The following is a 21,008-nucleotide window of genomic DNA, read 5'->3' as shown; positions in this document are numbered from 1 at the left end:
ATTTTTTTACGAAAGACGAAACATGATTGACCTGCAAGGATTTGGTCCGCAAATCGCGTTGGGTGCCTGGATGACGGTTCAGGTGGCCTTTGGCGGTTTGATCGTCGGCCTTGTCTTCGGATTGATGGGGGCGGCGGCCAAGCTGTCACCTTATGCTGTTTTACGTGGTATGGGGCAAAGCTACACCACAGTTGTGCGCGGTATCCCGGAAATCCTTGTGGTGTTGATCGTCTATTTTGGCGGGGAAGATATCGTCAACCGTATTGCCGAAAGTGTTGGATATAACGACTATATCGAGATCAACGTTTTCGTTGCCGGGGTTTGTGCCCTTGGTTTGTCATTTGGTGCTTATGCCACCGAAGTCTTTCGTGGTGCGATTCAGTCTGTCCCTGTCGGCCAGATTGAAGCAGCAGTGGCGTGCGGGATGCACTCTCACCAAATTTATTGGCGTATTACCTTGCCTCAGGCCATGCGTCTGGCAATACCGGGCTTGGGCAATTTGTTTCAGGTCTTGCTGAAAGACACCTCGCTTGTGTCGCTCATTGCTTTGCCTGAATTGATGCGAACATCACAAGCCGCCATTCAAAATACAAAAGAGCCCTTTACCTTTTATTTTATTGCCGCGCTTATTTATCTGGGGATTACGACAGTTGTTTTGGTGGGGCAGATTTATGCGGAACGCTGGGCCAATCGCGGTGTGAAGAGGGCATCGGCATGAATTGGGAAGAAATTTTTGTTGCTCTGCCCAAATTGCTGGATGGTGCCGTCTTAACGTTGGAACTGGTGTTTATCTCTTGCATTATCGGATTTGTGATTGCCATTCCGGTTGCCCTGATGCGGGCGTCACAAAACTGGTGGGTCAGTAATATACCAATTCTCTATACCTTCTTTTTCCGAGGCACACCTCTGTTGGTGCAGTTGTTTTTGTTTTATTATGGGGCCGCGCAATTTGATGCGGTTCGTGAAAGCATCTTCTGGCCTGTTTTTAAAGAGGCCTATTGGTGTGCACTCATCGTCTTTGCCTTAAATACCGGCGCTTATACCGCTGAGATTTTCCGAGGAGCCATTCAGGCCGTTCCACATGGCGAAGTGGAAGCCGGGATTGCAATCGGCATGCAGAAACACACACTATATCGCCGCATCGTTTTGCCTCGCGCAATTCGCATGGCTTTGCCTGCCTATGGTAACGAAATTATCTTGATGCTGAAAAGCTCGGCGCTGGCTTATACCATTACCTTGTTCGATCTGACCGGTGTGACGCGTACGATCATTGCGCGTAATTATCTGGCGATCGAAATGTATTTTACGGCAGGTGTGATTTATCTGCTGATGACATTCATCTTTATTCAAGTTTGGATGCGAGTGGAAAAACGCTTGCTGAGATTTCAGAATTAAAAGTTTTTATTAAAAAAGATATGCGTACTTATACGGGTGTATAGTTGATTTTTAACACCTAATGGCCAACTATCTATAAGGCGTCGACACTGCATCATAAGAAAAGCAGGTCGTACATAAAGGTCGGCAGGATGGTACCATGCTTTTTTTTGAGAATTACGCAACCGTTGAGGATGTGATTAATTTTAAACAATCAGAAACCCCCGAACATGATGGTCTTCTGAAAGTACCGATGACAGCATCGTTACTTCAACTTATTGATTATATGGCAGACCATCAGGTTGGTGTGGTTTTTTTACATGATGGCGAAGATCAGATTGTCGGTTTGATATCGGAACGTGACATCATCCGCCATATTGCGATGAATGCGTTGAAAGCGTTTGAAAAACCCATTCATATGATGGTGCGCCATAGTGTCGTGACTTGTAAGCGTCGTGATAAATTAAAGGTGGTTGCAAGCCAGATGGCGGAACAACATATTCGTCATGCTGCTATTCTCAGCGACAAAGGGGAATATATCGGAGTTGTCAGTTCCAGTGATATCGAGCTCTTTGCCGGGAAAGGGTAATATGGAAAAACTACCCTGTAAAAACACATTCGATATGACCGTCCATATTGTCGTTTCCGCTGTGAAAGAGAAATTGGCAGCAGGCATGATAACATCTGATGAGCTTGATGAGATCGAGCAAGCATTGACGGTTGAAAATTCACAGGTAGAGGCCTTTTGTCATTCTGTGCATGAACGCTGCATGAGCAAATCCAAACTGGACCTGTTGGTGCCGCCCAGAACCAATGCCTATGGCCGGATTATGGTTCAACCGTTGGAAAATTTGTTTGATAAAAGGCATCGACGTTTTTCGGAAAGACAACTGGCGAATTATTTTCATATGCTGTCTTCGATCATAGGGCGGGAAGTTTATGAAAGAAACCATGATCATATGTCTGAATTAATGCGAAATGAAATTCGTGATCATGGCAGCAATTTTGCGTGGGATGACTTCTATAACCATCCTGAAGTTGTGCGTTGCCGATTGGAGACATTAGGCGCAATTGCACAAGCCTTTGATCATTTCGATCAACGTATGAACTGGTTTATCAATGTGATGGAAGGCTCTGCCCATAACCCGGAAGATGGTGCGGGCACTCTTCAATTTACCGAACAACAGGCAAAGGCGTTTTTGTCGGCGTTATTTGCGGAATGTATGGAGATGACGCAGAACGAAAGAGAACGTCTTCAACAATATGTCGGTGAGAGGCGTCGCAAAAACATTGCGTTCCTGATTGCCCGGCTCACCCAAATGTGATTCTAAATAAAAACATGAGAGATAGCCTGTAATTATTAAACAATTTAGCAACACTTTTAAGGTGAGAGCGGTCTTAAATCAGCTTGATATCCTCTGCCGTGATTAGGGCATTGTTGCTGAACTCGGCTATTTTCGTACTTTGATAGGCTGTTTCAACGCCATCGCCATCAAAATATAAGGCCGTATGATTTTCCTCTGATGTCGAGAGGTAAAAGGACGGCCAGCCCCAATCATATGCGTTGCTTAATTTGGAATCATTCCCCTGAATTTCTAACGCAAAATCACGTAAGGGACCGTCATTAAGGCCAAATGTCCTCTCTAAACCGGAAAGTGCGATATGTAACTGATCCGTGCCGGAAATGAAATCTTCAATAATATCAAATGTATCCAGACCAGCTTCGAGAACAAAGATATCTTCGCCAGCCCCGCCCGATAGAATGTCTTTACCCAGACCGCCTGAGATTGTGTCATTACCGTCATTGCCGATGATCACATTCGGTTTTTCATCCCCATTTAAAATGTCATCGCTATTGCTGCCATTGATAACGCAATTGTTATCAACAGTGGTCCATTCTGTACCCCGATTTTCTAAATTAATTTGACGGGAATAGGCGGCGTCATCCATTTCCCAGATGGCGGCGTCACCGGCATCATTTAACCAAAGGATGTCGGATGTCCCGTCACCTGTATAATCACCATCGCCAACAATATGCCAAGAGGTATTAATGCCTCCTAGGGAATGTTCTTCAACTTTGTTGCCATATTCCATTTCCCAAATCAGGGTGCGACCATCGTCGTTGCGCCATAACACATCGGATGTGCCATCCCCGTTATAATCACCACTGTTGATCATATTCCAGGAAAGGTCATGAGTGCCCAAATTGTGATTGGAAGACATAACACCATCCTTTATCCCCCAAACCACAGTTTGACCATTGGAATCGCGCCATAAAATGTCGGATGTACCATCCCCGGTGTAATCCCCGTCGCCTATAATCTTCCAATCGGTGCCGATCGTACCAAAATCATATGTCGCGCTTTTTCCATTGCCGCCGTCCATCGCCCAAATAACAGCTTCACCATTGCGTCCGCGCCAGAAAATGTCTGCAGTGCCATCACCTGTATAATCACCGCGACCAGCAACAGACCAAGCTGTATCTACAATACCGAGTTGAATGTTCTGGGAATAAGAACCACCATCCATACCCCAGACAACGGTATTGCCGTTGTTGTGCCGCCATAGGATATCTGCGGTACCGTCGCCTGTATAATCGCCATTTCCAACAATGGACCAGTCTGTAGATACGGTTCCTAAATCAATGGTACCTGTTTGTGTCCCCTGATCCATATTCCAAATAACGATATACCCCTCGGTATTGCGCCAGACAATATCGGAAGATGAATCGTTACTGAAGTTGACTGATGTGGGCCTTGGGATGACAGGGATGTTTTTATCCCCCATTGCGGACCAATTTGTGCCGATACTTTCAAAATTAATTTGTTGAGAATAGACACCATTTTCCATTTCCCAAACAGCGACATCCCCGAGCTGATTTAACCACAAAATATCGGCTGTCCCATCCCCGGTGTAATCCCCGTCTCCGACGATATGCCAGGATGTGCTGATCGTGCCCAGAGAATGTTCGTCTGCTTTTTCACCGTTGTGCATTTCCCAAATCAGAGTTTGACCATCTTCGTCCCGCCACAGGATATCAGAAGTGCCATCCCCGTTATAATCACCACTGCCGATCATCTTCCAATCGGTATCATGTGTGCCTAAATTATGGCTGGTGGACATCACTCCATTATTTATTCCCCAAACAACGGTTTGACCGCTGCGATCTCGCCATAAAATATCGGCTGTCCCATCCCCGTTATAGTCGCCATCTCCGATGACTTTCCAATCGTTTCCTATATTGCCGAAATCATACGTTGCACTTTTTCCATTGCCGCCGTCCATGGCCCAAATAATGGCTTCACCATTGATCCCGCGCCAGAAAATATCATCGACACCATCCCCGGTATAATCCCCCCGGCCCGCAATAGACCATGTTGTATCCACAGTGCCGAGTTGTATGTTTTTACTGTAGGAACCACCGTCCATACCCCATATGACAGTATTGCCATTTTCTGCGCGCCATAAAATATCGGCTGTCCCATCACCTGTATAATCGCCATTCCCCGCAATTGCCCAATCCGTAGAAATGGTACCCATATCCATTGTACTGGTTTTTATACCAAGGTCGATATTCCAAATGACAATGTGCCCATTACTATCACGCCACATAATATCGGAAGCGGAATCTTCGCTATAGTTCATTGTCGGTAATTTAGTCATAGATTGCGGGGATTTATCACCAACGGCAGACCATCCCGTTCCAATCCGACCCAATTCGATGTCTTGAGCATGTGTGCCCGCATCCATTTCCCAGACTGTGGCATAACCGGATCCATTTAACCATAATAAGTCTGAAGTCCCGTCTCCGGTATAATCTCCTTCACCTACGAGTTTCAGATCAGCATCAATCGTGCCGAGGGAATGTTCGGCAGATTTGTCGCCATCATCTAATTCCCAAATCAGAGTTTGTCCGTCGGTTTTTCGCCATAAAATATCGGCTGTCCCATCCCCGTTATAGTCGCCATCTCCGCTCATATACCATGAACTATCCAAGGTCCCCAAAGTATGACTTGAAGACATAACGCCTTGCGTTACCCCCCAGACGACAACTTGACCACTGCTGTTGCGCCACAGAATATCGGCTGTACCGTCACCGTTATAATCACCATCTCCGATAATATTCCAGTCGGTGCTGATAGTGCCGAAGTTATATCGAGAAATATTTGTGGCGCCATTATCCAGCGCCCAGATAACCGTTTCTCCATTACTGCCACGCCAGAAAATATCTGAGGTGCCGTCCCCTGTGTAATCCCCATGACCCACAATAGACCAATCGGTACTGATCACACCCAGCGAAATGTTTTGTGAGTAGGAGCCGTTATTCATACCCCAAATAACAACTTTTCCCTCTTGAGTACGCCAAAGAATGTCAGAGGTACCGTCACCATTGAAGTCGCCGTCACCCAATATGGTCCAGTCACGCGTAAAAGTACCAATTTCGGCCTGCTTGTCGAGGGCTCCCTCCCTGTTTAGATCCCAAAGAACGGTTCGCCCATTGGTGTGGCGCCAGATAATATCAGAGGTAAAATCGCCATCGAAACTCATGTGAGATTTTTGAAGGTAGTGATATCCGTCTGCAAATTGGAGGCGTTCCATCAAATGAAGTGTATCAATACCATCACTGCCATTTCCAGCATTGTGACTGACTGTAAAGCCCGTGTCGCCTTTTGTAATCGCGTAGTCCGATTTATTACCAGAGAAAACGGCCGTATCGTACCCAGCGCCACCGATCAAAATATCGTCACCACCCCCACCGGTTAAGGTATCGTGCCCATCTGCACCGAAGAATTTATCGACACCCGATGTTCCGGTAAAGGTATCTGAGTTACTCGTCCAAACCTCGTCATAAGTAACGCTGTCCAAAACATGTGTGATTGTGTTGGATGTATGATTTTGGTTTGTAGGGTCTGTAACTTGAAGAGTGACCGTACGTGAGGTCACTGAGGTTGAAATAACCTGAATGCTGTTTAGCAGATCTTCGTAAGTTGCAAGATCTGCTTCACCGCTTAGCGTTAATATGCCTGTTTTAGGATTATAGACTTGCGTGACTGATATATCATCTGGAATAGATACGAATAAATAGTCTTGAGCCTCAGCGTCAGACAAAGTCAGGGTGGCAGATATCAAGGAGGTATTATCTACATCCTGAATTTCGTAAAGAACGGGATCTTGGTCAAATATTTTAAAGGATACTTGACTTTCCCCTGCTGTATAATCTTTCCAGACGGCAACGAAACGGCTATCGTTCAACTGAATTATATTTATGTTATTTTTATACAATCCTCCGGCGCTGCTTGCACCGCCGAAACCACTTTCGACTGTATCAATCAAGCTTGAGAATGGTTGAGGTCCAGAGTCTAGCGGAATACCGTTTTTATCAAAAAAACCATATTTTATGTTAACGTCTTGCCAGATTTGCTCCACATAGCTAATGACAAAATCACCATTGCTTAATGGCATTATTGTTGGTGTTACGCTATTGCTACTGCCTGGATCAAAATGAGCGACAGGGTCTGTAACAGCTGTGCCATCAGGTGCAAAAATTTGGGAAGAAACTTGTAAGTTATAGGGAGAAAAATCATTATCTGATTGCCAAGCAATCACAATATTTCCATCTGCAAGTTGAGCAATGTCACGATACGCAGGGTCATATGAAACTAATACTGCAATCTGTGATGTGGATATGACCTGACCGTCTGGTGCATAAATTGTCAGATTGAGATCCTGATAACCTGAGTCTGGTTGTTTTGTCGTTTCAATAACAGCATATCCCCCAGAGGATAGGAGGATCTGATCTCCATGATGGGGAACGCTATTGTTAAAGAGGGCTTCATTATTTTCCGTTCCCCCGCTGGCATCAAAACTTCTGTGGTATGTATCTTCATCTGCCGTTTGCCAAAACACCTCAAAACCACCTGCATCATTTGCTGTTATTAATGGTTCTTGAGTTCTGAGTATTGGGCTCTGGCTAATCTCAATTTCGTTGGTTGCAGGCGTCCCGTCTGAATTAAATATGCGTGCTAATAATTTTAGGTTTGTGTCGGTTCCTTCGATGGTATCGCCTTCCCAGACAATGACAAAACGACCATCGCTCAGTTCTTTAATGCCTACATAGTCTTGAAATTCAAGCGTTTGGTTATTCACCTTCTGAATACCGTCATCAACTGAAAAATTTTGAGCCTTTGGAAATATTTTTGGCTTATCATTTTCACCCAAAACAGTAATTGTTGTGGTGTGAGTTCTGGAGGTATAGCCATCATTGACGCTATAGGTGAACGTAATATTTTCGCTTTCGCCCGGACCAAGTTCATCAAAATGAAGACCGGGGTCAAATTGATAAGTACCATTGGAATTGATAATCATGTTGCCCTTTGAGGGGGCAGCTATCAATCTGAAGCTAAGGGTATCATTATCAGGGTCTGTAGCAAGCAGTGTACCGCTTAAAGTATTGCTCTCGGTTGTTTCATGTGTCTGATACTGGAAAATCGGCGCATCATTTTGGCCATTGACGGTTATTGTTGCGGTTTGAGTTGTGGTCGCAATACCATCGCTGACGCTATAGGTGAATTCAATGTTTTCACTTTCGCCCACGCCAAGTGCATCAAAAAGAAGGCCCGGGGTAAATTGATAAGTACCATTGGAATTGATGACCATGTTGCCCTTTGATGGGGCTGATACCAAACTGAAACTAAGGGTGTCATCATCAGCGTCGGATGCACTGAGTGTACCTGTTAAGATCGTATTTTCGTCAGTGGATAAACTAACTGTTTCTGCAGTAGGGGCCCTATTAGAGGCAATCTTGAATTCGGGAATTGTGTAAAGGGCGTTGTCAAATTTCAACCATTCGATATCAAATAACGTATCCGTCCATGTATCGTTTGAAATTAGAACACTGCTGTTTGCGCCATCAGATATCTGATAATTGAGGTAATTCCCTGCAAAATATGCGACATCATCTCCAGTTCCACCATAGAGATAATCGTTACCGTCGCCGCCACTTAATGTGTCATCGCCCACATTGCCGAATAGGTAATCGATACCTTCTCCACCGCTTATCGTATCATTGCCGCGACCACCACTCAGGGTATTGGATTGATCGTTCCCGATCAGAGTATCGTTGCCATCGCCGCCAAAGGCATTTTCAATGAGTGTTCCTGTTGCGATTTGTACGGACTGCCCGTCAATTGTACTTGTCGCACCTGCATTCAGGTTAATTGTCAGATCAGAGGTAATGGCGGCCGCATTCAGGGTATCTGTGCCCCCGTTCGTATCCTGAATAGAGCTACGACCTGCGCTATAGATTTGATTGAATTCTTCGGTATAAACATAAATATCATCAGCGCCTGTATTGCCATAGAAGGTTATATTGGCATCGACAAGAGTGCTGTTATTTATGCTTGTATCTTCAAATGTAAGTGTCCAGTCGCCGTAACTATCTTCACCCCAATGTTGAACAGATGTGAAATCCCATAATAGTTCGGTTTGCGTGGTGTATGCACTTGTGGACAGAATACTTTTTGTCCCATCCGGCGAGGTCAGGGAAATCACCATGTCGCGCAAGAAATAGGCTTGACCAGTAAGATCAAGAGAAATGGCAACATTCTGTATGTCGAGGTGTTGATTGACACTTAGGACAAATGAATTCGTCTGATTTGCCGTAATCTGTCCGGAGGCATGGGTGGACGTAACACTTTCTTCATTGGCGAAGGTGGATTGGAATGTCCATGTTTCTGCCATACGAATAGCGGCATGCGCATCCACCAAGCCAAATCCAACCTCGTGGCTGAAGTGCATTCCGCCGCCATTCCAGTTTCCAGCGCCATTGATATTCCATTCAGGATTGGTTTGGTCCACTTGTCGGGCTGAATAAGCTAATATTTGCTGAATATCACGATAACCCAACAAGGGATTGGCTTCATAAAGCAGCGCAATAACACCACTGACAATTGGTGCCGAAGCAGAGGTTCCACCAAATTCATTCGTATAATTGGTGTTACTATATCCTTCTGCGCCACTACGATCAGTTGTGTATACTCCTGTATATTCTGCACTACTGGGGGCGCTCACTAAAACCGCAGCCCCGGGTGTGCTGTAATAACTCGCCTCGCCATCTTGGTTAATGGCCCCAACAGCAATTGTGAAGCGCGAATTTTGTGCAAATTTATAATTTACATCGAAGCTGTATTCTTTTTCGTTACCTGCAGAATAAACGATGGATGTTCCCAATCCATCTCTGCCTTGGTCAACAGTATTTTGAAGTACTGTTTTGAGATACGATCCGGGATCATCAAAAAAACTAAAAAACCCCCAACTGTTATTGACGACATCGAAATTTTTTGATCTGACCAATATGTTTATGAGGTCTGTTGTATAGATCTCGTTAAAATTGAGGCGAAAACCAGTAATCTGACTGTCATAAGCAACGCCGACACCCCCGACACCATTGTTCTCCGCAGCAATAAGGCCAGCAACGGCCGTGCCATGAAAATCATCGGTTTCGGCCATTGCGTTCGTATCGTCGTCAGCATAATCGTAGTCACTGTAAAGAAGATAGTTATCGTTCAGATCTTCGTGGGTATAATCAATGCCATCATCAACAACGGCGACAGTGGTACCTGCACCTGTATAGTCATCCCAAACTTTTTCAACATTAATATCAATACCAACGAGACCACCAGTTTGCCCCGTATTTTTGAGGTGCCATTGCTTACTGAATTCTCCGCCAGTTGGGAGATAGTCAGAAGAGATATCTAAAGGCGAATTTTCATTTTTCTGGATTGATAGATTCTCAGAGGATTCAATGGAGGATGATGTTTGCCAGATGCTGGCAGTCTCAGAATCGGAAATAAGATTACTTTCTAAATAGGCTCTATCCGCATTTTGTTTATTGTTATTCGCCGTCATTTTTTCTTGTTCTCCCCACCTTTAAGAGAGGTATGGTTATATAATATTTTAAATAAGAAGACACCGGCGCGAATTATACTACCTATAAATGTTTTTTCAATGTGATTTGCGTCACTACCTAAATAAAAAAAACTTATTTTAGAATGGTTTGAAGGTTTTCTCTCTGGACCTTCTATATTGGTATAAGTTAAGGAGGCTCGAACTTAATCTATATGTAGAAATGATTTTTTAGCGAAAATTGATAAAATACAAAATTCTAAAACAAAAACCCGCAAACCTTTAGGGGCTGCGGGTTTATGGTGCTGATGAGTAGGATTGAACTACCGACCTCTCCCTTACCAAGGGAGTGCTCTACCACTGAGCTACATCAGCAATATACGCTCTTGCGTGGGCGGGCTTATCGCATAGGCATTCGATCCGTTCAAGTTCTTTTTTAACAAAATGTACTTTTGCTTGACCTGTTCCGGTGGATGAGGCACCAATTCGCTTATGAGTGAAGACAACAGAAATATAACGCCCCCGAAACAGGACGAAAATAAGAAGAAGCAGGAACGGCTTGCTGAAGCTTTGCGCGCGAATCTGCGACGTCGAAAAAGTCAAAGCCGGGCGCGGACACAAACGGACCAACCCAAAAAGGACGAGAGCTGAGAATCAGCTTGTGATCTTGCTGTTTTTTGTCGTCGGGGCGGTCATTATCCCCTTGAGAAGGGATTCTTTTATTTATGCGCTTGAGACTCCCGGCTCTTTCCTATAAGAACAGGCAGTATTTTTTCGTTATTTTTTGGGAGAATTCCTGCGATGGCTGTGCTGCCCGACAAGTGGATACGTGAACGCGCGCTCAAAGACGGTATGATTGAACCGTTTGTGGATGGCTTAAATCGCGATGGCGTTATTTCTTACGGGCTGTCTTCATACGGCTACGATGCCCGTGTCGCCAGCGATTTCAAAATCTTCAGCAATGTTGATTCTGCGACGGTTGATCCCAAATCTTTCGATGATGATTGCTTTGTCACACGCGATCAGGATTATGTCATCATCCCGCCAAACAGTTTTGTACTGGGCCATACGGTGGAATATTTCCGTATCCCGCGCGATACTTTGGTCATTTGTCTGGGCAAATCCACATATGCCCGTTGCGGCATTATCGTCAACGTCACGCCGCTGGAACCTGAATGGGAAGGCCATGTGACGCTGGAATTTTCAAATACAACTCCGTTACCGGCCAAGATTTATGCCAATGAAGGCGCCTGCCAGTTCATCTTTTTAAAAGCCGATGAAGTGTGCGAAACCTCTTATGCTGATCGTGCCGGAAAATATATGGGTCAACGCGGTGTGACCCTGCCTAAACTTTAAGGATATCTCATGGACAGAATTCACATTCGCGGCGGTCAACGTTTGCGAGGGTCCATTCAAATAGGCGGCGCGAAAAACGCAGCCCTTCCCCTGATGGCAGCTTCTTTATTGAGTGAAGAAACGCTGACGCTGTCAAACCTGCCGCATCTGGTCGATATTACGACCATGACGCACCTGTTGGCGGAACTGGGTGTCGAAGTCGGCATGAACGGACATGCCCCCAATGGTGGACATGTTGGTCGTGTGTTTGAACTGACCGCCCATGATGTCGGTAAAACCGTTGCGCCTTATGAAGTGGTGCGCAAGATGCGGGCTTCGGTTCTGGTGCTTGGTCCTTTATTGGCTCGTTATGGCAAGGGTAAAGTCTCTTTGCCGGGGGGCTGTGCCATTGGGACACGTCCGGTTGATGTGCATCTGGGGGCCTTGGAACAGATGGGTGCAGAGATTGAATTGAAAGAAGGTTATATTGTCGCGCATGCACCGGGTGGGTTGCATGGGGCACATATTACCTTTCCGATGGTATCCGTTGGCGCGACCGAAAACCTTTTGATGGCGGCAACCTTGGCAAAGGGCGAAACCGTTCTGTCCAATTGCGCACGCGAGCCGGAAATTACCGATCTTGCCAATTGCCTTGTCGCAATGGGCGCGCAGATTGAAGGGATTGGGACCGATACTTTGCGTGTTCAAGGCGTTGATAAACTGCATGGTGCGAAATATTCAGTCTTGCCGGATCGGATTGAAACCGGGTCTTACGCGGTGGCAGCTGCTGTAACGGGGGGGGATTTAACCCTGCTTGGAACGCGTATGGATTTGATTGAGTCCGTTGCTGACGTGATGAGAAAATGCGATGTCAATTTCGAAGAAGTTGACGGCGGTGTACGTGTCTGGTGTGATGGCCCGATCCGTGGTGTGGATGTAATGACGGAACCTTTCCCGGCTTTCCCCACTGACATGCAAGCGCAATTTATGGTGATGATGGCGGTGTCTGACGGGGCATCCATGATCACCGAGTCCATTTTTGAGAATCGTTTTATGCATGTGCCTGAGCTCAACCGAATGGGGGCTGATATCAATGTGCATGGCCGATCTGCCATTGTGCGTGGTGTCAACAAACTATCCGGTGCGCCGGTTATGGCAACTGATTTGAGGGCGTCCATGTCTTTGGTGCTGGCGGGTTTAGCCGCCGAAGGCGAGACGATTGTGAACCGGGTTTATCATCTGGATCGTGGTTATGAAGCCCTTGAACAAAAGCTGTCGGCTTGTGGTGCGATCATTGAACGTGAAAAAGGCGCTCCCGCCGAATAATTTGGAAATTGAAAGCCATGTCTGAACAAGAAAAACTGGTTATTGCCCTGCCAAAGGGGCGTATTCTCGACGAAGTGATGCCATTGGTACAACAATGCGGGATCGAGCCGGAAGCCGCCTTTTTTGATTCCAAATCACGCGCCCTGAAATTTGCGACTAATCATTCGCATATCGAGATCGTACGTGTGCGCAGCTTTGATGTGGCAACATTTGTAGCATTTGGGGCCGCACAAATCGGTGTCTGTGGCGGGGATGTTCTGCTGGAATTTGATTATCCTGAAATTTATGCCCCACTGGATTTAGGGATCGGTTATTGCCGTATTTGCGTGGCGGAGCCCAAGGATTTGTCCGATGATGACGATCCCAGCCGTTGGTCGCATGTGCGTGTCGCCACGAAATATCCAAACATCACCAGCAAATATTTTGCGCAAAAGGGGGTGCAGGCGGAATGTATCAAGCTAAATGGTGCAATGGAACTGGCGCCCAATATGGGGTTGTGTTCCCGCATTGTTGATTTGGTTTCAACCGGATCGACCTTGAAAGCCAATGGGCTGGTCGAAGTTGAGCAGATTTGCGAAATTACATCGCGTCTGGCTGTCAACCGAACAGCCTTGAAAACCCGATCTGAAGAGATCACCGACCTGATTGAAAAATTCCGCGAGGCCGTCAATGACGTTTCGTCTTGAAACCACACAAGCTGATTTTGAAGCTCAATTCACCGCACTTCTGTCTGCCAAGCGCGAAGAAGCTCCCGATGTCAACAAGATCGTTGAAGGCATTCTTGCCGATGTCAAAAAACGCGGTGACGAAGCGGTCGTTGAATATACCAACAAATTTGACCGGATGAATATTTCGGTTGGTGATTTGGCGATCGGTGCCGAAGAAATGGACCGCGAAATTGCCAAGGTGCCGGAAGATGCGCTGGCTGCATTGAAAGTTGCCTCCGACCGGATTAAGGCTTTCCACGCCAAACAATTACCCGAAGATCTGGATTACATTGATGAAGCCGGTGTACGTCTTGGATACCGTTGGAAACCGGTTCAGGCGGCGGGGTTGTATGTGCCGGGGGGGACAGCGGCTTATCCATCTTCTGTTTTGATGAATGCCATTCCAGCCAAGGTTGCCGGGGTGGACCGTCTGGTCATGGTTGTGCCGACACCGGACGGAGTTGTGAACCCGTTGGTGATGGCGGCGGCCCGTTTATCCGGCGTAGACGAGATTTACCGCATCGGTGGGGCGCAGGCCGTTGGTGCGTTGGCTTATGGGACAGAAACCATTAAACCGGTCGATATTATCGTTGGACCGGGTAATGCCTTTGTTGCGGCGGCCAAACGCCAAGTCTTTGGTACGGTTGGCATTGATATGATTGCCGGACCGAGTGAAATTTTGGTGATTGCCGATAGTAAAAACGATCCGGCATGGATGGCGGCTGATTTGTTATCACAGGCCGAACACGACACGGCGGCCCAATCCATTTTGATTACGGATGATGGGAATTATGCCCGTGCAGTTGAAGATGCCATTGAAACGCATCTTGAAACCCTGCCGCGTGCCGATATTGCAAGTGAAAGCTGGGAAGAACATGGCGCGTTGATCGTGGTTCAAAACTGGGATGAAGCGGTTGCCTTGTGTGACCGGATTGCACCGGAACACCTGGAACTTGCCATTGATGAACCGGATGTACTGGAACGCAAAATCCGCAATGCCGGTGCTGTGTTTATGGGGCGTTATACCCCCGAAGCGATTGGGGATTATGTCGCCGGTCCTAACCACGTCTTGCCGACAGCACGCAGTGCACGTTTTTCTTCCGGTCTTGGTGTGCTTAATTTTATGAAACGCAATAGCCTGATCCAATGTGACGCATCCAGCCTGAATAAAATCGGCCCGGCAGCGGTGACATTGGCAAAGCAGGAAGGATTGGATGCACACGGACTATCTGTTGCGATCCGCCTGAATGTGGAAAGATAAACAAGTTAAAATGAGCAATAGAAAATCAACTATAATTTAGGTTATTAAACCTTTAAATGTATTTGATCGTCCCTATATACTGATTAAATTGAGATCGGTTCTAGGGAGTGGAAAATGTTGTCTCATATGCGCTTACGGACCAAGCTTGTCTTGAGCTTCATGGTCGTGCTTGTCCTCATGGTTGTAACATCAGGGTTGGCCTATAAACAATTTATGACAGTCGCACATGAAGTGGTTGAATATGCCCATGTTGTTAAAGGGGCTTCCAAAGCAAGCGACATTGAAGCACGTTTTCTCAAACTTCGAGCGCATGCCCGTGAATATGCCGTTACGGGGGATACAGAAGAAGGCGAACAGGTTGAACAAATCGGCACGGTTTTAGTCGATGATTTGAAAGACGCGCTGTCTCAAATTCAAGACCCAGAACGCCAGACTTTGCTTAAGGGAATGCTTGTCGATGCTCAGAAATATATGAGCGACTTTGCCTCCATTAAGAAACTGGATGAGGAATACCGCAACCTGGTTCGTAACGACATGATGCCGAAAGGTCTGCAAATGTCGACAGAACTTGATGGTATTCTTAAAGAAATTATTGGCAACGATAAAAACGAAATCCGTGCTCATATCGAAAATGCGATTAAACATACACTCATGGCACGGCTTTATTCCAACCTGCTGATTGGCAATAAAGATGTGACGGTTGGGGATAAGGTGAGAGAAGAATTTTTACAGCTTCATCAATCCGTGAAAGAATTACGTGCGGTTGCCCGCAATGCGGAAGATATTGACTTGGCAAATCGGATTGACCAATTGGCGACCAGTTATGAACAGACTTTGAATCAGGTTATCGAAGAAACTTCGGAAATTCATCATCTTGTTGATGGTGAAATGAAGGGGTTTGCCCTTGAACTTGTTGCAGATGCAGAAAAGCTGCAGGTTTTAGCCGCCGAAGATGAAAGTCGAATTTCGTCTGCAACCCTTGCCAATATTGAACTGGGCGAACGTGAGCTGATTATTGTCGGTCTGTCGTCGTTTGTTTTGGGGTTGGGGGTGGCTTGGTGGTTGGGCGGGACACTGGCCAAACCTATTCAAGCCATGACCAATGTAATGCATACTTTGGCCAATAATGATTTGAATGTGCATGTCCCTTATACCGAAAATCGTGATGAATTGGGGGATATGGCGTCCTCTGTAGAGCATTTTAAAGAGGCAATGGCGGACGTGCAACGCATGGAAAAACGCCAACAGGAAGATAAGCTAAAAGCCGAAGCCCAACGCCGCGTTGCCATGATCCAGATGGCTGATATTTTTGAAAGCAGTGTTGGCAAGGTTGTTGAGGCTGTGACCTCTGCCGCAACCCAGCTTCAGGCGTCCGCTGGACAAATGGCGCACACAGCCAAACAGACCAGCGAGCAAGCAACCAACGTTTCTGCCGCGACGGAAGAGGCTTCCGCAAATGTACAGACTGTGGCCTCCGCCTCAGAAGAACTGGCAAGCGCGAATAGCGAAATTGGACGCAATATGCAGAACTCGGCCCGCGTGACGGCAGATGCCGCCTATAAAGCACAAGAAACACATGAAACGGTTATTTCGATGGTGGATGAAGTCAGGCGCATCACCAGCTTTGCAGAACTCATCAGCCAAATCGCAGACCAAACCAATATGCTGGCGCTAAACGCCACTATTGAATCTGCCCGCGCAGGCGAAGCTGGCAAAGGTTTTGCCGTTGTCGCCAGCGAAGTGAAATTGCTTGCACAGCAAACGGCAGAGGCGACAGAAGAGATCGTAAATCAAATCCGCCAAGTCAATGTGGTCACGCAACGCGCAGCACGGGAAATGGAAAACATCAGCCAATGTATCGGTGAGGCCGATAAACTGAGCAATTCGGTTGCCAGCACAATTGAAGAACAGGTTGCCGCCACGGCTGAAATTGCCCGCAGTGTGGAACAAGCCGCACAGGGAACGCAAATGGTTGCGAACAATATTACAATGGTGGAACAAGCCTCCGGTGAGACAGGCTTGGCCGCACAGGAAATCGCGCTCTCATCTCAGGAATTGTCAAAACAGGCAGAATTCCTGCGTGCAGAAGTCGGCAAGTTTCTGGAAAATATTCGTGCGAGCAACGAAAATAAGCAATTCCTTGCATGGTGTGATGATTTTTCATGTGATATCAAAGTGATAGATGATCATCATAAAACATTTTTTCAGGAAATTAACTATTACCATGCCCGTATGCTGGATGGTATTACGGCGCAAGAAGTGGATGCTTCTTTAAATCGTATCCTGATTTCGTTTGAAGAGCACTTGCGCGAAGAAGAAAGCGAAATGCGTCAGGCGCAATATCCTCAGGTCGAACCTCATTGTGCAGCACATAACGAAATCATGGCAAAATTAAACCAGATCGCACAACAACATTTTGACGGAGATGATATTAGTCTGGACTTCTTTGACGCCCTGGCCAGTTGGCTGCGCGAGCATACCTCAAAAGAGGATCGGGACTTCGCGCAGTATCTTAAAGAGGAACGTCCAGATTTCATCCTTCAATTGGAAGCTGCTTGAAAATATGAAACCTTAGAACGTTTCAATTGAGATGCATATGACGGATTGTGCAATGTGCGCCTTTATGCTTTTATACCCTTTCTAACACAAAGAAGTCTTTGAGGGGGATGGGCAAAGGTGCATCATTTACAAAAAATTGCCAATATTCAGATTGAAGAATTGGACGGTATCCGCCTGAAACCGGAAGTGGAGCATGAACGCAAAGTTGCCGTTTTCGATTTGCTCGAGGAAAACTATTTCGCCCCGGTTGGTGATGAAATTGGCCCTTATGATGTGAAGCTGTCGATTGAAGACGGAAAACGTCTTGTGCTGGATGTCGCCAAAGAAGGCGAAACGGATTATTTTACGCAAATCAAAGTCCCCCTGATGCCGGTGCGTAAAATCGTCAAAGATTATTTTCTGGTGTGTGATAGTTATTTCAAAGCGATTAAAACGGCTTCCCCCGCCCAGATCGAAGCCATTGATATGGGGCGGCGTGGTTTACATAACGAAGGATCAACCATTTTGCGCGATCGGCTGGAAGAAAAGGTTCATGTGGACCACGATACAGCCCGTCGCCTTTTTACCCTTGTCTGTGTTCTCCATATTCGCCAGTGAGGATAAGGGGTGAGTGAACTGCCTTCTGCCATCTTATTTTGTTGTACGATGAATGCCATTCGCTCCCCTATGGCGGAAGGCATTATGAAACTGCTGCATGGGCGACAGATTTATGTCGATTCCTGCGGCGTACGATTAGGGCAAGAACTGGACGGTTTTGTCATGGAGGTGATGGACGAGATCGGTATCGATATGTCCAAGCATAAACCAAAGACATTTGATCAACTTGAAGACAGTTTTTATGACCGCATTATAACCTTATCGCCTGAAGCCCATCACCACGCCTTGGAAATGGCGGCCTATATGGATTGCGATGTCACCTTGTGGAATACGTTTGATCCCAGTCTGGAAACGGGCAGTCGGGAACAACGTCTTGAGGCATATCGTACTGTACGAGACCAGTTAATGACGCAGATTAAACGTGCTTTTCCGCGTCACGGTATGGTGGATGTTTAACGCATAATGCACGATAGAGGTGTGTTTTTATCTTGTTTCCTTTGTTTTCTATACATCAATAGGCCGTCTTGATATAACACGCAGCAGGATTAATTTTTTTGAGCGGATTGATGAAAGAAAATAAACTGCGCTTTATTCTGGTGCTGGCTGTCCTGATGGTATTCGGCTTTATGGTGACAAGCCTGACCAGTTATTTTGCTGCTCATAATTCGCTGTCCAAACAGATTTCCGAAACGGCACTACCGCTGACCAGTGACAATGTTTATTCTGAAATCCAGAATGACCTTCTGAAACCGATTTTCATTTCATCTTTGATGGCGCAAGACACGTTCGTGCGTGACTGGACCATTCAGGGGGAAGAAGAACCGCATCGTTTGGTGCGATACCTTGCGGAAATCCAAAAACGATATAAAGCCGTTACTGCCTTTTTTGTTTCTGAAAAGACCAAGCGCTATTACCATCCGACAGGCGTGATCAAAACACTCAGTCCTCAAGATGATATTGATGAATGGTATTATCATTTCCGCGATAGTGGAGAGGAATACGAGGTCAATGTTGATGCCGATACCGCAAATCCGGGCAAAATGACGATTTTCATCAATTATCGTGTTTTTGACTATGCGGGTAATTACATCGGGGCAACCGGTGTGGGGTTGAGTGTCAACAAAGTTCAGGAACTGATCCGTATTTATCAGGAACGCTATGGTCGCCGGGTTCTGTTTGTGGACCGCCAAGGTCAGGTTATGATGGCGTCGGAGCAATATCGCGGCGGATCCATTCGCAATACACCGGGCCTGGAAAAGATCGCCACGCAAATTCTGGCGGTTCCCAGTGGGACATATCAATATGAACGCGATGGTAAAACGGTTCACCTGAACGCACGCTTGGTTCCTGAATTTCAATGGTACTTGCTGGTTGAACAAGAAGAAAAAACCGTCGAAGGCGAAATTACCAATAATCTTATCAGTAACTTAGCCGTTAGCTTGGCGATTTGCATCATCGTTATCAGTCTTGCGCATATGACCATCTCGCGCTACCAGAGACGTCTGGAAGATATGGCGATGAACGACAAACTGACGAATGTTTCCAACAGACATATGTTTGATGCTGTTTTCGATCAGGTCGAACGCACATCCAAACGGCAAAATCATCCTGTTTCGTTGGTGATGGTGGATATTGACCAGTTTAAGTCTATTAACGATACCTATGGGCATTGGGCGGGCGATAAGGTCATTGTTACAATTGCCTCTATTTTAAAAGAGCGCCTGCGCGACTCCGACAGTATTTTTCGCTGGGGTGGGGAGGAGTTTCTCATTCTCTTACCCGATTGCAGTCTGGAACGTGCTGTTGGGATTGCAGAAGACTTGCGCCGTGCAATTGCGGCTTCGACAGTGCGCGCAGATAGTGAAAATATAGTCGTCACAGCAAGTTTTGGCGTGGCTGAACAAGGCGTAAACGAAGATTCACAAGCGGTGATGAAACGGGTTGATTGTGCGCTTTATGAGGCGAAAGATGCGGGCCGCAACATGGTTGTACGGGCTTAATTTGTGTGAATTCAAACACATCTGATCAGGGAACCTGAGTGGTTTCGTAAAAAAGTCTTGACCTGAACCCGATTCCTGAGCATTTTCCCCACCAACTAGCTAGTCTTAATTAAAAGGATATATCCGTGGCCAAAGAGGACATGATTGAATTTCAGGGCGTTGTGACAGAACTTCTCCCCAATGCTATGTTTCGTGTGAAGCTGGAAAACGACCACGAAATTTTGGCACATACTTCCGGTAAAATGCGCAAGAACCGCATCCGCGTTCTGGCAGGTGACAAGGTGACTGTTGAAATGACACCTTACGATCTGACCAAAGGTCGCATTACTTTCCGTTTCAAATAAGATTTCGGGTTTTAGACATTGCGTCTTGTCTTGGCTTCCGCCTCGCCCCGACGGGTTGATCTTCTGGCTCAAATCGGCATTATAGCCGATCAGGTGGACCCTGCCCATATTGATGAAACTCCGTTAAAAAACGAGTTGCCCCGCCAACTTGCCCTGCGTCTCGCTGTGGGCAAAGCGCAGGCCGTTTATGCTCACCACGAGGGCAGCCTTGTGGTGGGGGCTGATACCGTTGTCGGGGTCGGGCGACGCAGTCTGCCCAAAGCTGCCGATGCAGATGAAGCGCGGCGTTATCTCTCCTTGTTATCCGGGCGGCGCCATCATGTTTATGGGGGACTGTGCGTTGTCGATACAAAGGGAACGCTCCATACGCGCCTGATTGACACAGCCGTTAAATTTAAGCGACTGAGTGTCGAAGAGATTGACGATTATATCGCCAGTGGCGAATGGGAAGGCAAGGCCGGTGCTTATGCCATCCAAGGGCGTGGCGGGGCTTTTGTTGAAAAAATCATCGGTTCCTATACCAACGTTGTCGGTTTATCTTTATATGAAACCAACAATATCTTAAATGGATTGGGCTATCGTTCTGTGAAAGGATAAGACG

Annotated in this window: 15 protein-coding genes, 1 tRNA gene and 1 pseudogene; 15 read left to right on the top strand and 2 right to left on the bottom strand. The window is 46.5% G+C overall.

Features of this window, described 5'->3' with window-relative positions; translation table 11 throughout:
- The first annotated feature begins 22 nt into the window (after positions 1–22).
- From ACN0VA_RS03895 to ACN0VA_RS03880, 4 genes are all read left to right on the top strand, one after another.
- Positions 23–718 carry an ABC transporter permease gene (locus ACN0VA_RS03895; RefSeq protein ID WP_188664337.1) on the top strand — a complete coding sequence of 232 codons (696 nt, stop codon included), beginning with the start codon at positions 23–25 and terminating at the stop codon, positions 716–718.
- Positions 715–1,395 carry an ABC transporter permease gene (locus ACN0VA_RS03890; RefSeq protein ID WP_417819871.1) on the top strand — a complete coding sequence of 227 codons (681 nt, stop codon included), beginning with the start codon at positions 715–717 and terminating at the stop codon, positions 1,393–1,395. Before ACN0VA_RS03895 ends, ACN0VA_RS03890 begins: the two co-directional genes overlap by 4 nt.
- A gap of 139 nt (positions 1,396–1,534) precedes the next feature.
- On the top strand, positions 1,535–1,963 hold the full coding sequence (locus ACN0VA_RS03885; RefSeq protein WP_417819870.1) for a CBS domain-containing protein: 429 nt from the start codon (positions 1,535–1,537) through the stop codon (positions 1,961–1,963).
- 1 nt (position 1,964) lies between these two features.
- Entirely contained in the window at positions 1,965–2,699 is a 735-nt protein-coding gene (locus ACN0VA_RS03880; protein ID WP_417819869.1) for a hypothetical protein, read from the top strand.
- A 73-nt stretch (positions 2,700–2,772) separates the two neighbouring features.
- On the opposite strand, the gene ACN0VA_RS03875 is transcribed toward ACN0VA_RS03880, so the two are convergent.
- Together ACN0VA_RS03875 and ACN0VA_RS03870 are read right to left on the bottom strand one after the other, a co-directional pair.
- Positions 2,773–10,281 carry a S8 family serine peptidase gene (locus ACN0VA_RS03875; RefSeq protein ID WP_417819868.1) on the bottom strand — a complete coding sequence of 2,503 codons (7,509 nt, stop codon included), beginning with the start codon at positions 10,279–10,281 and terminating at the stop codon, positions 2,773–2,775.
- 297 nt (positions 10,282–10,578) lie between these two features.
- Positions 10,579–10,653: transfer RNA gene (locus tag ACN0VA_RS03870), tRNA-Thr, on the bottom strand.
- A gap of 426 nt (positions 10,654–11,079) precedes the next feature.
- On the opposite strand from ACN0VA_RS03870, the gene dcd reads away from it, so the two are divergent.
- The 11 genes and pseudogenes from dcd (at position 11,080) to ACN0VA_RS03815 (ending at position 21,004) form a co-directional block, all read left to right on the top strand.
- Positions 11,080–11,634 (top strand): dCTP deaminase, encoded by a 555-nt coding sequence (dcd, locus tag ACN0VA_RS03865; protein ID WP_417819866.1) that lies wholly within the window; start codon positions 11,080–11,082, stop codon positions 11,632–11,634.
- 9 nt (positions 11,635–11,643) lie between these two features.
- Positions 11,644–12,939: a UDP-N-acetylglucosamine 1-carboxyvinyltransferase gene (murA, locus tag ACN0VA_RS03860; RefSeq protein WP_417819865.1), complete on the top strand. Its 1,296-nt coding sequence runs from the start codon at positions 11,644–11,646 to the stop codon at positions 12,937–12,939.
- A 17-nt stretch (positions 12,940–12,956) separates the two neighbouring features.
- Positions 12,957–13,625 carry an ATP phosphoribosyltransferase gene (hisG, locus tag ACN0VA_RS03855; protein WP_417819864.1) on the top strand — a complete coding sequence of 223 codons (669 nt, stop codon included), beginning with the start codon at positions 12,957–12,959 and terminating at the stop codon, positions 13,623–13,625.
- A complete protein-coding gene (gene hisD / locus ACN0VA_RS03850; protein ID WP_417819863.1) occupies positions 13,609–14,907 on the top strand; it encodes a histidinol dehydrogenase in 1,299 nt (432 codons plus the stop codon). Before hisG ends, hisD begins: the two co-directional genes overlap by 17 nt.
- Before the next feature lie 114 nt (positions 14,908–15,021).
- A pseudogene (locus ACN0VA_RS03845) lies at positions 15,022–16,854 on the top strand (methyl-accepting chemotaxis protein); the annotation flags it as partial.
- Positions 16,855–16,875: 21 nt separating this feature from the next.
- Entirely contained in the window at positions 16,876–17,466 is a 591-nt protein-coding gene (locus ACN0VA_RS03840) for a bacteriohemerythrin (protein WP_417820312.1), read from the top strand.
- Between the two features lie 117 nt (positions 17,467–17,583).
- Positions 17,584–18,063: a UPF0262 family protein gene (locus ACN0VA_RS03835; protein ID WP_417819862.1), complete on the top strand. Its 480-nt coding sequence runs from the start codon at positions 17,584–17,586 to the stop codon at positions 18,061–18,063.
- A gap of 9 nt (positions 18,064–18,072) precedes the next feature.
- Positions 18,073–18,519 carry a low molecular weight phosphatase family protein gene (locus tag ACN0VA_RS03830; RefSeq protein ID WP_417819861.1) on the top strand — a complete coding sequence of 149 codons (447 nt, stop codon included), beginning with the start codon at positions 18,073–18,075 and terminating at the stop codon, positions 18,517–18,519.
- Positions 18,520–18,629: 110 nt separating this feature from the next.
- Positions 18,630–20,063 (top strand): diguanylate cyclase, encoded by a 1,434-nt coding sequence (locus ACN0VA_RS03825; protein ID WP_417819860.1) that lies wholly within the window; start codon positions 18,630–18,632, stop codon positions 20,061–20,063.
- Positions 20,064–20,188: 125 nt separating this feature from the next.
- Entirely contained in the window at positions 20,189–20,407 is a 219-nt protein-coding gene (infA, locus tag ACN0VA_RS03820; protein WP_135079527.1) for a translation initiation factor IF-1, read from the top strand.
- 18 nt (positions 20,408–20,425) lie between these two features.
- Positions 20,426–21,004, top strand: a complete 579-nt coding sequence (locus ACN0VA_RS03815) for a Maf family protein (protein WP_417819859.1) — start codon at positions 20,426–20,428, stop codon at positions 21,002–21,004.
- Positions 21,005–21,008: the final 4 nt, after the last annotated feature.

The sequence above is a fragment of the Terasakiella sp. genome, assembly GCF_048267425.1.
GTDB lineage: Bacteria > Pseudomonadota > Alphaproteobacteria > Rhodospirillales > Terasakiellaceae > Terasakiella.
Note: the sequence above shows the minus strand (reverse complement) of the source record. Positions and strands in the feature narration are given on the sequence as shown.

What these genes read in the sequence shown, in the direction of transcription:
- ACN0VA_RS03895 (WP_188664337.1), top strand. Translation starts at nt 23, where the DNA reads ATGATTGACCTGCAAGGATTTGGTCCGCAAATCGCGTTGGGTGCCTGG.
- ACN0VA_RS03890 (WP_417819871.1), top strand. Translation starts at nt 715, where the DNA reads ATGAATTGGGAAGAAATTTTTGTTGCTCTGCCCAAATTGCTGGATGGT.
- ACN0VA_RS03885 (WP_417819870.1), top strand. Translation starts at nt 1,535, where the DNA reads ATGCTTTTTTTTGAGAATTACGCAACCGTTGAGGATGTGATTAATTTT.
- ACN0VA_RS03880 (WP_417819869.1), top strand. Translation starts at nt 1,965, where the DNA reads ATGGAAAAACTACCCTGTAAAAACACATTCGATATGACCGTCCATATT.
- ACN0VA_RS03875 (WP_417819868.1), bottom strand. Translation starts at nt 10,281, where the DNA reads ATGACGGCGAATAACAATAAACAAAATGCGGATAGAGCCTATTTAGAA.
- dcd (WP_417819866.1), top strand. Translation starts at nt 11,080, where the DNA reads ATGGCTGTGCTGCCCGACAAGTGGATACGTGAACGCGCGCTCAAAGAC.
- murA (WP_417819865.1), top strand. Translation starts at nt 11,644, where the DNA reads ATGGACAGAATTCACATTCGCGGCGGTCAACGTTTGCGAGGGTCCATT.
- hisG (WP_417819864.1), top strand. Translation starts at nt 12,957, where the DNA reads ATGTCTGAACAAGAAAAACTGGTTATTGCCCTGCCAAAGGGGCGTATT.
- hisD (WP_417819863.1), top strand. Translation starts at nt 13,609, where the DNA reads ATGACGTTTCGTCTTGAAACCACACAAGCTGATTTTGAAGCTCAATTC.
- ACN0VA_RS03840 (WP_417820312.1), top strand. Translation starts at nt 16,876, where the DNA reads ATGGTTGCGAACAATATTACAATGGTGGAACAAGCCTCCGGTGAGACA.
- ACN0VA_RS03825 (WP_417819860.1), top strand. Translation starts at nt 18,630, where the DNA reads ATGAAAGAAAATAAACTGCGCTTTATTCTGGTGCTGGCTGTCCTGATG.